This window comes from Nonomuraea sp. 10N515B (assembly GCF_052245915.1).
Taxonomy (GTDB): Bacteria; Actinomycetota; Actinomycetes; order Streptosporangiales; family Streptosporangiaceae; genus Nonomuraea.
Window position 1 is genome coordinate 39,742 of the sequence record NZ_JBQQBQ010000036.1, and the last position, 12,465, is coordinate 52,206.

The following is a 12,465-nucleotide window of genomic DNA, read 5'->3' on the forward strand; positions in this document are numbered from 1 at the left end:
CAGAGATCAGGACCCACGGCCCACCAGCCGGGACCAGGCGGCGGAGGTGAGCATCCTCAGCGCGAAGGGCAGGTCCTCCCGCAGGTAACGGCGCGCGAGGCGGCGCGGCTCCAGCCACAGGCGGTGCAGCCATTCGCCGCCGACCCGCTGGAGCCCGGCGGGCGCGCGGCTGAACTGGCCCGCGGCCATGGGGATGCCCGCGCCGCACCCGACGTACCAGGCGCCGGCCAGGTGCTTCCTGAGCTCGGCGATGGTCCGTTCCTGCTTGGGGAAGCCCAAACCGACGAGGACGAGGTCGGGCGCGGCCGCCACGACCTTGTCCACGGTCTGCCGCATGCCCTCGGCCGTGGTCTCGAACCCGAAGGGGGGAGCGTAGGTTCCGGCCACGCGCAACCCCGGATAGCGCTCGGCCAGCCTCTCCGCCGCCAGGTCGGCGATGCCCGGATCCCCGCCGAGCAGGAAGACGGACCGCCCCTCCACCGCTGCGCGCTCGCTGAGGCTGAAGACCAGCGAGGCGCCGGTGACCCGGGTGGGCACGGTGAGGCCGGACAATCGAGCGGCCCACACCACCGGCATCCCGTCGGCGACCACCAAGTCCGCGCCGGTGACGAGGGCGGCCAGCGCCGGGTCCCGGCTGGCCTTGTGGACGATGTCCACGTTGGCGGTGACGATGCTGCCGCCCTGGCCCTCCGCCCACCCCTTGGCAACGTGATGGCCCACTTCGGCCTCACTGACCGCCATGACCTCCACTGCGCCGACGCGCCACCGCGGAATGCTCATGCTCTCACCTCGCCGGAAAGGGCCGCTTCCTTCCGCATGGCGCGTAGCAGCGCGCCCGAAAGGCCCAGGAAGAGGAAGGCGATGCCGCTCGTGGTCTCGAAGGCGTTGAGGTCGAACGTCGCCGAGCCGACCAGCGGCACGACCAGGGCCGCGGCCAGGCTCAGTCCCAGATCCCGCGTCGTCATGTCGGACGTGAGCGACCGCGCGCGCAAGGCTGACCAGATGCCGGTCACGAACAGCGCCACGAATGTCGCCACTCCCAGGATCCCGCCCTCCACAGCGGTCAGCAGGTACTGGTTGTCGAAGACCACGTCGTACGGCGGATACCAAGTCCCGTGACCTTGGCCGAGAAGCGGGTTGGCCCTGATCGCGTCGAGCGCGATGGTGTAGTCGGCCGTTCGCCACCGCACGCTGTCGTCGCTGCTGAGGTTGCTGAACAGCCCCGTGATCGTGCCCAGCACCCCGGGCACCGCTATCCGGACGATCACGAGGAAGCCGAGGAGCCCGATGATCGCGCGGACCCGCCGTCGGGAGGGCCATCCGATCAGCAGGACCAGGCCGGCCACCGCCAGCCCGAGTATTGGCGAGCGTGAGGCGGAGAAGACCATCCCCGCGCCGATGAGCGCGCAGCACAGCCACCAGCGCATCGCGGACGCCCCGCGCTGCTTGGCCGTGAAGGCGTAGTGCAGTGCGATGGGCAGGATCATCGAGCTCACCACGCCGAACTCGATCGGGTGGCTCGTGGTGGAGGCGGCCCTGTTGAGGCCGTTCCGCTCGACGATGGCCGGTACGTCGGAGCGGACACGGGTCCCCGGCAGGTTCATGAATTGCGTCGGGTCGAAGGTCAGGAGGTATTGGATCCCGCCGATCACGCCGATGATGGCACCGCAGACCACCACGGTCTTCAGCACCAGGTCCACGCGTTCCCGGCTGGAGACACCGTCGCAGGCCAGCAGCGCGATGCCGACGAACGCGACCGCGATGACAGCGATGTGGTCGGCCAGCGACAGCGCGCGAGGTTCCAGGTAGGAAATGGCGGCATGCGCGTAGCTCGCCAGGTAGGCGACGAGGTACAGGTAGATCGCGGTGCGGACGGGCGTCGCGCCCTTGGCCGCGCCCAGCGAGTCGGTGAAGTGGGCGCAGAACCACCACAGGACCGCGCAGAGCCCGACGGCCTCCGCTGGGGTGAGCGCGAACGGCAGGCCCCTGATGATCAGGCGCGCCGGAACGATCACGAGGACGACGACGAAGACAGCGGCGAAGGTCGCCGCGTCGGCTCGGCGCTGGGCGGGTCGCGTGACGACCGGCGGTGCCAGGATGACGCTCATCGCTGGAGCGCCGGCTCGTCGACGGACGCAGGCGCTGTCCGTGTGGCGGGCTCTCCGTCCTCGTCCCTGCGCCGGCGCAACCCTGCCGCGATGCTCTCCGCCGCGAAGGCCGAGGCCAGCGCGGCGAGCATGCCCAGCAGCAGAACGGCGGCGGTGAAGCGCATCCGGTCGGTACGCAGCATGATGGGATTCGTCGGCGGGAGGATCTCCGTGACCACGATGTACGTGGTCGGCGGCGCCTTGAGCTCCTTCTGCCGTTTGGTCAGCTCGACCTTCGCCCGCTGGGCCACCCTCGACACGATCGCCTTGGCGCTCTCCGGATCGCCGCTCCTGCCGCGGATGAGGACGAACGGCTCGCTGAAGAGCAGCTCGGGATTGGGGTGGCCGTTGTTGACCTCGTACGTGGTCTGGCCATAGGGCGACGCGCCGAGCTGGGTCATCACGTTCTCAGAGCCGAGGATCTGGACGAGGATCGACGCGGACATGTTCAGGCCGCTGTCGAAGTTCAGCAGCGGATTGGTCTCCTGGATCCGTGCCCGCGGGTCGCCCAGCTTGGATGGACCGCTGATGGGGACGGTCAGGGAAAGCACGCCGGTCGACTCATAGCGCGGTGGGACTGTGGTGTAAACGGCGTAGGCGCCTGCGAGTGTCAGCAGTAAGGCGGGGAGGGCGACGTACCAGCGTCGCAGCACCACCCCGATCGCCCGCCAGAAATCCAACTCATCCCCCTGGTCCGACTTCGAACGCAATCAGTTGCGACGTTGCTTCGCTATTTCGCAGACAGAACAAGACATACAGAGTTAATTAGTGCTAATTAGGCTTAAACTAGGATTTATCGGATTCGTCATCAGGATCCACCCACCGAGGAACCGGCGCCGTGTCGTCTATCTCCCGCGCGTAGTCCTGAACGTGCTCGCCGTCCTTGTCACCCGCGAACACCAGGACCTTCCCGTTCACCCGCGCACCGGTATCCTCCGGCGGCTCTGCCGGCGAGCTGCTCGCCGTCTCGGTCGGGACCTTCCTGCCGGCAAGGCGCCTCGTCACGACGTAGGCCACACCCAGGCCGATGCCCAAGCCGAGAATGAGAGCCGCGCCCGCGGCCTGCAGCTTGTTGCTCACATCGGCCTTCGGCTCGAGCGTCGCGATGACGTTGATCGCGATGAACGTGCTCGTCGGAGCTCCCAGAACCCGCTGCTGGTCGAGCAGTTCCTGGCGGAGGCGCTTCTCCGTGCGGCTCATCAGGTCGCGGACCGCCGCCTCGGTCGGGCCCTCACCCTTGATGTGCACGAAGGGCCCCGCCGTGACGATGCCGAGCAGGTCGGCGTTGGAGCGGCCGTCGTCGACGACGATCTGCTGCGGGCTGCCCTCTTCGACGCCCAGCTCCTGCTGGACCGTAGGGCTACTCATGGTCAGGACCAGAATGCCGACCACAGTCCGCATGCTGTCGTTGTACTGGAGCAGCGGGTTGGTCAGACCCTCCGGCTTGGTGGGGTCGAAGGAGAGCGTGCCACCCGAGGGCGGAGCCACGAGAACGAGGGACGCGTTCGCCGAATATCGCACCGGAACCAGGAAGAACGCCAGGACGGCCAGTGCGAGAGCGCCCACCACGACGGGCGGGCCGACGAACTTCCGGCGCAAGAGGTCAAATACCGTACCCCAGAAATTCATGCGTGACCCCTCGCCCCGATTTCGCGCGCTTCCTGCAACGGTCCAAGGACCGCACTCAGCTACATCGGGTAGGGGCCGCAAAACGTTACATTGCCCAATCAAGCTGCGATCCACCAGAAATCTCTGCGGATCCGGCATGTCTGGCTTTCCCTCTCACGACGCTTTAATGTGCCCCTTGGAATCTCTGCTCTGGAGGCTGATCAGATGACCGGCACATCGCCCGAACCGGAGACGCGCCGGGCCCCCTCACTCGTCGGCCGAGCTGCGCCGGAGATCGGCGTCGGCCTGTGCGTCTTCAACGGCGAGCCGTATCTGGCCACCGCGCTCAAGTCGCTGCTGGCCCAGGAAGATGCCGACTTCGAACTGGTGATCGCGGACAACTGCTCGACCGACGGCACGGAAGAGCTCTGCCGGGACGCCGCCAGGAACGATCCAAGGGTCCGCTACCTGCGACGCGAGAAGAACCTCGGCGTCATCGCCAACCACAACCGGATCGTCCAGGAAACCCGCGGCGCGTTCTTCTCCTTCGCCGGCGCGGACGATGAGTATCGCGCCGACCGGCTCACGCTGCTCGCCGCCGCGTTGCGGGCCCGGCCCGAGGCCTCCATCGCGTTCTCCTCCGCCGAGGAGATCGACGAGAAGGGGGATCTCCTCGAGGTCTGGCACAACACTGCGCCCACTGACCATCCGGACCCGGTCACGCGGTTGCACGCCAAGCTGGTCAAGTACGACGAAACCCTCCAGTTCTACGGCCTCATACGCCGCGAGATCCTGCTGCGCGCGCTTCCGCTCCAGCCGATCGTCGCCTGCGATCGGGTACTCATCGCCCAGCTGGCACTGCTCGGCCCGCTGGTGTCCGTGGCCGAGCCGCTGCTGCGGCATCGCAACCACGCGCGGAGCGTCAGCCGGGCCAACCACGCACGGACCTTCCGCAAGCGGGAGAAACCCGAGGAGAACCCCCGATTCTTCCTACCCAACGCGGCCGAGGGGGTGGCGCTCCTGCGTGCGATCCGCCACACGCCGCTGAGCGGCCGCGACAGACTGCGCGCGTACGCGGCCATGCGGCCGTGGCTACGGCGCAACGCGGTGCCGATGGCCAAGAACGTCGCGCACGCCGGCCTGGCGCTGGTCCGGCCGGCCGGATAGCACGCTGGGGCAGCCCGGCAGGGCGCTGTCCGGCCGGTCGGCCGGACAGCTGCGCACCCCGGCCGCTGTAGGTCAGCTCGCCACGATGCTCCGGATCTCCCGGAGCCGGGCCGGTGAGATCCCCACCGCCACGAAGGCCAGGATCCCGGCGGCGCCACCCGCGCAGAGCTGTACGAACGGAATGGCGCCGGCCGTGGCCTGAAGCACCGCCCAGCTCGCGGCGACCGCGGACACGCCGCCCAGCAGCGGCCGGACGATGGCCATGGTGGCGGGCGCCAGGATGATCCCGGCCCGGTGCAGGAGCACCGCCATCAGGGGAAGCGTGATCAGGACGCCTACGGCCGCGTGAGCCATCGCGATGCCGCGGATCCCGTCGAGCTGCGCGCCGAAGTACAGCGTGGGAATCAGCACCACCGCCCAGACGATCTTCAGCACGGCGATCGACTTCACCGCACCCACCGCTGTGAGGATGTCGGAGCAGGTGTTGATCACCATCCGCACGACCATCAACACCATGAGGAACGACAGCGCGGCCGCCGACGGCAGCCATCGCTCGCCGTACAAGAAGGGGACGATGACGGGCGCGAGCACGCCGACCAGGACCGCGACGGGAACCACCACGATCATCAACATGGGCAGGATCTGCTGGGCCTTCAGCGACAGCTGGTCAGGGCGCTCGTCGGCGACCCTGGAGAATCCGGGCAGCGTGACGTGCCTGAGCGCCTCTCCCACCAGCCCCGGCACCCAGTTGGAGATGTTGAGCGCCAGCAGGTAGAAGCCGAGGATGGTGGCGCCGAACAGCTTGCCCACGATGACCGAGTCCGCGTTCAGCAGCAACGCCTCCACTCCCAGGCCGAGAGCGAGCGGCAGGCCGAAGCGCAGGAGCTTCACCATGACCTCGCGCTTGAGCCCGAACCGGATCGGCTCTCTGGCCCACCTCACCATCAGGATCCCGCCGATGCCGGTGGACGCGATCGCGCCGTAGGCGAAGCTGTACGGCCCCGCCCCGAGGAACGCCGCCCCGATCGAGACCGGCACCTGCACAGCGACGCCCACCATCGTGGCGATGGCGATCTTCCCCTGCTGGAATCTGCGAAGCAGCACGGCGCTTCGTACCCCGATGAACCCGTCGATGACGATCAGGATCGCCAAGAGTCGCACCATCCCCGCGGCGCTCTCGTTTCCCGCGAAGCCGGCGAACGCCGGAGCCAGCACCCACAGGGCTCCGTACACGGTGAGGCTGAACGTCAGCACCATCGTCGTCGCGGTGGGCAGCATCTCCTCGATCCGGCCGCGCCACTGGACGATGGCCGCCACGATCCCCGCGTCGTTGACATGCCAGAGGAACTGCTGGGCCGCCAGCGCGACGGCGTAGATCCCGAAGTCGGCGGGCGACAGGAGGCGGGCGAGCACCAATCCCATGCCGAAGGACGCCATCCTGCTGGCGACCCTGGCCACAAGCCCCCATCTCAGCCCCTTGCCCGCCGACCCGGCCCGGTCGGTGACCTCATTCTCTGGCATGTGTCTCCTCTTGATCGATCCGCTCGAGCCAGATCTCGCGCCAGAAGGGCAAGTGAGCCCGCGGGCAGTTGAAGTTGTGGGTTCCAGGGCAGACGTAGTCGTCGAGAACCACACTCGGAGTCTTCATCTCGATCATCCGGCCGCTGCGCTCGTCGATGACGCGCTCCACTCTGGCGCGCACGCGCACCTTCTGACCGCAGAAGCGGAGGAGGCCGTCGTCGAAGGCCAGGCCCCTGTTGAAGAGCTTCTCGTTGAGCGTCGCCGCGATCTCCTCCTTCGGCTTGACCCGGACAAGCTCGCCCGGCTGTAGATCGAGCCGCGCGACGGGGGTCCTACCGACGGCGGTGCCTTTGAAGAAGCCCCAGGGCAGTCCCTGCTTGAACCACAGGCGCTTCGGCAGCAGCCGCGTGCTCCGGGCCTGGAGCCGGTCGAACAGCCCGACGAGGAAGCCGCGGATGGTCTCGCCTATCCCGGAATTGCCCGAGCGCACGTCCCAGAACCACTGCCTCAGGTCCTTCAGTGGCAGGACCTCGCCCGTCGCTCTCAGGATCTCCGTCGCCTGGCAGGCGTAGCGAGGAGCCCCGTCGGTGTCCGGGTCCCTGAGCGTCGCCCGGTCGAGGATCGACACGTCCACCGGGCCGTTGGGCTTCGGCGGAGCCTCGGCCCCGTCCACCTTCCGCATCCAGGCGGTCTTCCAGTAGAGCAGGCAGGCGGTCTGGCACCCCCCGTGGGAACTGCCGTCGCATCGGGACTCGGTCAGATGGACCGCGTCCCTCATGCGCCGCATACCGGAGTGCTCGATCGTGTCGCAGAGCTTGTGCGCGCTCTTGTAGACGGTCAGCTTGTGGCCGCAGAACTTGAGCATCTCCGGCATGAAGCGGAGCCCGTCCAGCTCCCCGTTGTCGTCCAGTGTCTTCAGGATCTCTTCCGCGCTGAGAACCTCAACGACGTCGCCGACCTTGTAGCCCATCATGGTTCCTTCCCCTCCAGCAGGCCGGCCTGAGCGAGCGCCTGGGCGGCCGTGCTCACGGTGGTGAACGGGATTCCTGAGCGTTCCGCGATGTCCAGCAGGCTGTGCTCTCCGTCCGAGAGGTTGAGCACCCACAGGATCGCCATCTGGTACTGCTTGCCGTCGCTGTGCAGGCTGGGGGATTTGTACAGGCCTCGCGGGCCGAGCCGCGGTTCGCCGTACGGTTCGAGATTGACGTAGGTGCGATCGGCCTCCAGCACCTGGACGATCTGGAGGAGGGCGACGAGTGTGTCGGTCAAGGCCTCGGCGGTGACCAGCTCAGGGTTGTCCGCCGAAGTGTGGTACTCCGGATACTCCTCGTTCGGCGACCTGGTCAGCAGGCCTACCGGCAGGTTGAAGCCGGGCGAGCAGAACTGGCGCTCGTCGTAGCCGAACGGGGAGAAGTCCTTGATCATGCCCCCGCTCCCACTCACGACGTGGGCAGCGGCCCGGTCCACGGCGGCGTCGCCCCGGCGGCTGCGTTTGTAGGTCAGCCCGCCGGGATCCCCGGCGCACGCCAGCACCAGCCCGTGCCTGACGCGCTCCACCCGGTCCCGATTGCGGGCCAGCCACGTGATCGAGCCGATGGTGCCGGGCGCGAACAGGAACCGGTACGTGTGCCGGGGCCCGCTCGCCGCCAGCTCTCTGGCGAGCTCGACCGCCACGGCGATGCCCGCCAGCGTCTCATTGGCCAGGGCCGGATGACAGGTGTGGCAGACGATGAGCACCTCGTCGTCGAGCTCGCCCGGCACCACGTGCTCGGCGTACGTGAGGTGGCCGTCGGCCAGCGTGGAGTCGATGACGACCTCATACTCCTCGCCGTCGTGGAGCCGGGCCAACGCGTTCTCGCTCAGGCACAGGCCCCAGGTGTCGCTGTAGTAGGCGGTCCGATACGGGACCCGGTCCGGCTGTCCGGGCACCGTGTGGAGGTGGGAGCGCAGCTCGGCGAGCGTCATGGTCGCGGAGATGGGGACGCTGTAGCCGACCACGTGCAGCGGGGAATCGGCGAAGTCGACGATCCTGCGCCCCGCCGAGTCCTTGATGTAGGCGTCTCTGACGTTCCACTCCCGCGGGACCTGCCAGTCGAGCACCTGAGTGCCCGTCGGGACCTCATGCACGTCCAGAGGGATCAGCTCACCGATGATCTCCAGCGTCCTGCGCACGCCGTCACCGGTCATGCTGCGACATATCGGATGCAGCCTCTCCACCAGGGCGTGCATCCGGTCTCCCACCTCCGGATTGTTCACGGGCGCAACGTCCCGTCGAGGCGACCCGCCTCCCGCCTGGCGGCCAGCCAGGCCAGCCGGGTGAAGCGACGCTCGAAGTCATGCCACGTCAGGCCATGGAGCCGATAGGCGTCCACCAGCTCGCCCGCACCTGCCTTGATGGTCCAGGCGGCCTGGTATCCGGGCAGCGCGGCGCGCACACGGGAGAAGTCCACCCGGTAGGAACGCGGGTCGGCGCCTGCTTCACCGGTGATGGCCAGCTCTGCGCCCGGGACCGCCGCGACCACCTCGCCGGCGATGTCGGCCACGGTCACGTTGTTCTCCTCCGTCCCCACGTTGAACGCCTTTCCATGTACGGCCTCGCGGGGCGCGGTAAGGGCGAGGGCGAACGCGCGCGCGATGTCCTGGGTGTGTACCAGAGGGCGCCACGGAGTGCCGTCAGAGAGCACCTTCACCGTCCCCGTCAGCAGCGCGTGGCCGACCAGGTTGTTCAGCACGATGTCGGCACGCAGGCGGGGGGAGAAGCCGAAGGCCGTGGCGTTGCGCATGAACACCGGGCTGAAATCGTCGTCGGCCAGCTCCGCCAGGTCGTCCTCGACCCGCACCTTGGACTCGGCGTACGGCGTGACCGGTCGCAGCGGCGCGTCCTCCCCCACGAGCCCGTCACCGCCGGAGGCACCGTAGACCGAGCAGGTGGAGGCGTACAGGAAGCGCTTCACCCCGGCGTCCCGAGCCAGCCGGGCCAACCGTACGGAGGCGTGATGGTTGATGTCGTACGTGAGCTCGGGCGCCAGCGCCCCGAGCGGGTCATTGGACAGCGCGGCCAGGTGCACGATCGCGTCGAACCCGGCCACGTGCTCAGCCGCCACGTCCCTGAGGTCCACGGCGAATCCCGGCGGGTCCGCGGGCAAGGGGCCGAGCACGCATTCCGCGAACAGCCCCGAGTCCAGTCCGACCACATCGTGTCCCTCGGCGACCAGAGCGGGGACCATGACGGTCCCCAGGTAGCCCTGATGTCCCGTTACCAGTACGCGCACGGCGTCTCCTACTCAATTGACTTGCCAACCGACGACGAGCTTGTCCGCGTGAAAGCCTTCCGCGTACCGTTCGCCGCACTGCACGCCTCTCAGGCGGGCCAGGCCACGGAACACCTCGGCGTCGAACCAGCCTCGCGAGATCTGCGAGGGATAGTGCGTGTGCAGCAGGTCCACCTTGTCCGACACGACCTCTGCCGTGAGAGGCACGAAGACGTTCGGCTGGGCCAGGTCGGACTCCCACTTGACGATCTCGTACCCGAGGATCGGAGCGTCGCGGAAGACCTGGGGGGCCAGGTCGGCGAGCCCGCGGTGGTCCTGGTGCGCGTCGTGCCGCGCCGGCGCCAGCACCAGGTCGGGCGACATCCCGGCGCGGAGCTCGCGCACCGCGTCCTTGGCACGTTCCCAGTGCGCGGGGATCCGCCCGTCGGGCAGGTCGAGCACCGTCACGTCGAGCTCCGCCTTGGGGCAGAACGCGGCCAGCGCGGCCCGTTCCTCTGCCTCCCGTTCAGTTCCCGCGCCTGACAACACCAGCGCTCTGACCCGCACCCCCGGCCGGGCGCGGCAGAGTTCGAGCAGCGTGCCACCGGCCCCGATGGGAATGTCGTCGCAGTGGGCGCCGAGAAGTGCGATCTTCTCGCATCGCTCAGGAAGCAACCGGAGCACCGAGGGCCGCCCCCCTCTCCCACAGAGCCCAAGGCCGCTCGCCGCGCGAGTACTCCTCGTCCAGCGCGGCGCGCTCCTTGACGGTGTCGGTCGGCCGCCAGAAACCCCGGTAGGGGTAGGCGAGCAGCCTCCCGCGCTTGGCCATCGCGGTGCAGGCGTCCGCCACCAGATCGCCGCCCGGCGGGATGTGCTCGAACACCTCCTGCTTGAGGACGAAGTAGCCGCCGTTGATCCAGAGCGGCATGTCGGTGACCGGCGTGATGCCACCCACAGTGCCGTTCTCGCCGAGCTCGACGCAATGGAAGGTCCCCGGCGGCGGCACGACTAGCATCGAGGCGCCCGCGCCGGACTGTGTGAACCGGTCGATCATGACGTTGAGCGGCGCATCGGTGAGCACGTCCGCATAGTTGGCCAGGAACATCTCCTCGCCCGCCAGATGCTCGCGAACGCGGCGCAGCCGCTCACCGATCGGCGAATCCGTGCCGGTGTGCACGAAGGAGATCGACCAGTCGGAAATGTCGGCCGACAGCAGCTCCACCTCGCCGTTCCTGAGCACGAAGTCGTTGGAGGCGGTCTCCCGGTAGGACAGGAAGAAGTCCTTGATGTGCTCCGCACCATGTCCCAGGCACAGGATGAACTCCTTGTGACCGTGGTGCGCGTAGTACCGCATCACATGCCAGACCAGCGGCCTGGGGCCGACGAGCTGCATGGGCTTGGGCAGTTCGCCGGGAAGCCCACTGCTCATGCGCGCGCCCCGCCCCCCGCAGAAGAGGACCACCTTCATGAGACCACCTCCAGGGTGGGAATGGGGAAGACGAGCCGGCCGCCCCACTGACGGATGTACGAGAGCTGCTCGACGAGCTCGTCGCGCAGGTTCCACGGCAGCACCAGCACATAGTCGGGCCGGTCCGCGGCGATCCGCTCCGGCGCCAGGATCGGGATCCGCGACCCCGGTGTGAACCTGCCGTGCTTGTACGGATTGCGATCCACCGTGTACGCCAGCAGGTCCGGCCGGATCCCGCAGTAGTTGAGCAACGTGTTGCCCTTGCCGGGGGCGCCGTACCCGACCACGGTCTTCCCGGCGTCCGCGGCGTCGATGAGGAAGCGCAGCAGGTCCCGCCGCACCTTGGACACCCGCGCCGCGAAGTCCTGATAACCCGACAGCTCGTGCAGGCCGGCGGCCTTCTCCCGGGCCAGCACGTCGGTCACCCGCTGCGAGACCGGCGCCTCGCCCGGTTGCGCCCACAGCCGGATCGACCCGCCATGGGTCGGCACCAGCTCCACGTCCACCAAGTGGAGCCCGCCGCTGGCCAGGGCCCTCTGCGCCGAGGCGACCGTGTAGTACTGGAAGTGCTCGTGGTAGATCGTGTCGAACTGGTTGAGCTCCATCAGCGTCAGCAGGTGCTGCACCTCGATGGAGACCCTGCCGTCGTCGGCCACCAGCGCCCGCAGTCCCTTGGTGAAGCCGACGACGTCCGGGATGTGCGCGTACACGTTGTTGGCCACCACCAGGTCGGCGGGCCCGTGTTCGGCCCGCACCCGCTGCCCGACCTCTGGAGACAAGAACTCGGTGAGCGTCGGCACGCCCTTCTCGACGGCCGCCTTGCCGACGTTGGCGGACGGCTCGATGCCGAGGCAGCGCACCCCCCGCTCGACAACATGCTGGAGCAGATAGCCGTCGTTGCTGGCCACCTCCACCACGAACGAGTCGGGCCGCAGTCCAGCGCCATCCACGAACCGCCGCGCGTGCTCGACCCAGGAGGTCGAGTAGGAAGAGAAGTAGGCGTACTCGGTGAACGTCTCCTCCGGCGTGATCAGCGGAGGGAGCTGGGCCAGCCAACACCGCGTGCAGACCCGCAGGTGCAGCGCGTAGGTGGGCTCGGGCGCCTCGAGCTGCTCGGCGGTCAGGAACAGTTCACACGGCGGGGTCGCGCCGAGGTCCACGACCCCGGTGAGCTCGTCGGAGCCGCACAGCCGGCAAGTGATCATTCAGCCACTCCGGCCAGGGCCGCTGCCTCGTGCTGCTGGGCCAGGTCCTCGGACACGCGGCTATTGGCTAAAACCATCATTGATCATTCACTCCCCTT

General features: G+C 68.3%; 12 protein-coding genes. 1 reads left to right on the forward strand and 11 read right to left on the reverse strand.

Going from position 1 to position 12,465, the window contains the following annotated elements; genetic code table 11:
* Window positions 1-6: 6 nt before the first annotated feature.
* The 4 genes from ACTWQA_RS38225 to ACTWQA_RS38240 form a co-directional block, all read right to left on the reverse strand.
* A complete protein-coding gene (locus ACTWQA_RS38225; protein WP_443163818.1) occupies window positions 7-780 on the reverse strand; it encodes a WecB/TagA/CpsF family glycosyltransferase in 774 nt (257 codons plus the stop codon).
* A complete protein-coding gene (locus tag ACTWQA_RS38230; RefSeq protein ID WP_443163819.1) occupies window positions 777-2,108 on the reverse strand; it encodes an O-antigen ligase family protein in 1,332 nt (443 codons plus the stop codon). Before ACTWQA_RS38230 ends, ACTWQA_RS38225 begins: the two co-directional genes overlap by 4 nt.
* Window positions 2,105-2,827, reverse strand: a complete 723-nt coding sequence (locus tag ACTWQA_RS38235) for a hypothetical protein (protein ID WP_443163820.1) — start codon at window positions 2,825-2,827, stop codon at window positions 2,105-2,107. The genes ACTWQA_RS38230 and ACTWQA_RS38235 overlap by 4 nt, the downstream gene beginning before the upstream one ends.
* Window positions 2,828-2,933: 106 nt before the next feature.
* Window positions 2,934-3,746, reverse strand: coding sequence for a hypothetical protein (locus tag ACTWQA_RS38240; protein WP_443163821.1), 813 nt, complete (start codon window positions 3,744-3,746; stop codon window positions 2,934-2,936).
* A 234-nt stretch (window positions 3,747-3,980) separates the two neighbouring features.
* Between ACTWQA_RS38240 and ACTWQA_RS38245 the strand changes: the two genes are divergently transcribed.
* Window positions 3,981-4,922, forward strand: a complete 942-nt coding sequence (locus tag ACTWQA_RS38245) for a glycosyltransferase family 2 protein (protein WP_443163822.1) — start codon at window positions 3,981-3,983, stop codon at window positions 4,920-4,922.
* 72 nt (window positions 4,923-4,994) lie between these two features.
* Here the strand turns inward: ACTWQA_RS38245 and ACTWQA_RS38250 are convergent, their stop codons facing one another.
* The 7 genes from ACTWQA_RS38250 to ACTWQA_RS38280 are packed head-to-tail and all read right to left on the reverse strand — an operon-like array spanning window position 4,995 to window position 12,367.
* Complete coding sequence (locus ACTWQA_RS38250; protein ID WP_443163823.1) at window positions 4,995-6,443, reverse strand: oligosaccharide flippase family protein; 1,449 nt, start codon at window positions 6,441-6,443, stop codon at window positions 4,995-4,997.
* Entirely contained in the window at window positions 6,430-7,416 is a 987-nt protein-coding gene (locus ACTWQA_RS38255; RefSeq protein ID WP_443163824.1) for a hypothetical protein, read from the reverse strand. The genes ACTWQA_RS38250 and ACTWQA_RS38255 overlap by 14 nt, the downstream gene beginning before the upstream one ends.
* Window positions 7,413-8,699 carry a DUF4910 domain-containing protein gene (locus tag ACTWQA_RS38260; RefSeq protein ID WP_443163825.1) on the reverse strand — a complete coding sequence of 429 codons (1,287 nt, stop codon included), beginning with the start codon at window positions 8,697-8,699 and terminating at the stop codon, window positions 7,413-7,415. Before ACTWQA_RS38260 ends, ACTWQA_RS38255 begins: the two co-directional genes overlap by 4 nt.
* On the reverse strand, window positions 8,696-9,715 hold the full coding sequence (locus tag ACTWQA_RS38265; RefSeq protein WP_443163826.1) for an NAD-dependent epimerase/dehydratase family protein: 1,020 nt from the start codon (window positions 9,713-9,715) through the stop codon (window positions 8,696-8,698). The genes ACTWQA_RS38260 and ACTWQA_RS38265 overlap by 4 nt, the downstream gene beginning before the upstream one ends.
* A gap of 12 nt (window positions 9,716-9,727) precedes the next feature.
* Window positions 9,728-10,369 carry a PIG-L deacetylase family protein gene (locus ACTWQA_RS38270; RefSeq protein ID WP_443163827.1) on the reverse strand — a complete coding sequence of 214 codons (642 nt, stop codon included), beginning with the start codon at window positions 10,367-10,369 and terminating at the stop codon, window positions 9,728-9,730.
* A complete protein-coding gene (locus ACTWQA_RS38275) occupies window positions 10,359-11,162 on the reverse strand; it encodes a sugar phosphate nucleotidyltransferase (RefSeq protein WP_443163828.1) in 804 nt (267 codons plus the stop codon). The genes ACTWQA_RS38270 and ACTWQA_RS38275 overlap by 11 nt, the downstream gene beginning before the upstream one ends.
* Window positions 11,159-12,367 (reverse strand): methyltransferase domain-containing protein, encoded by a 1,209-nt coding sequence (locus ACTWQA_RS38280; RefSeq protein WP_443163829.1) that lies wholly within the window; start codon window positions 12,365-12,367, stop codon window positions 11,159-11,161. The genes ACTWQA_RS38275 and ACTWQA_RS38280 overlap by 4 nt, the downstream gene beginning before the upstream one ends.
* Window positions 12,368-12,465: the final 98 nt, after the last annotated feature.

What these genes read in the sequence shown, in the direction of transcription:
- ACTWQA_RS38230 (WP_443163819.1), bottom strand. Translation starts at nt 2,108, where the DNA reads ATGAGCGTCATCCTGGCACCGCCGGTCGTCACGCGACCCGCCCAGCGC.
- ACTWQA_RS38255 (WP_443163824.1), bottom strand. Translation starts at nt 7,416, where the DNA reads ATGATGGGCTACAAGGTCGGCGACGTCGTTGAGGTTCTCAGCGCGGAA.
- ACTWQA_RS38245 (WP_443163822.1), top strand. Translation starts at nt 3,981, where the DNA reads ATGACCGGCACATCGCCCGAACCGGAGACGCGCCGGGCCCCCTCACTC.
- ACTWQA_RS38250 (WP_443163823.1), bottom strand. Translation starts at nt 6,443, where the DNA reads ATGCCAGAGAATGAGGTCACCGACCGGGCCGGGTCGGCGGGCAAGGGG.
- ACTWQA_RS38280 (WP_443163829.1), bottom strand. Translation starts at nt 12,367, where the DNA reads ATGATCACTTGCCGGCTGTGCGGCTCCGACGAGCTCACCGGGGTCGTG.
- ACTWQA_RS38225 (WP_443163818.1), bottom strand. Translation starts at nt 780, where the DNA reads ATGAGCATTCCGCGGTGGCGCGTCGGCGCAGTGGAGGTCATGGCGGTC.
- ACTWQA_RS38275 (WP_443163828.1), bottom strand. Translation starts at nt 11,162, where the DNA reads ATGAAGGTGGTCCTCTTCTGCGGGGGGCGGGGCGCGCGCATGAGCAGT.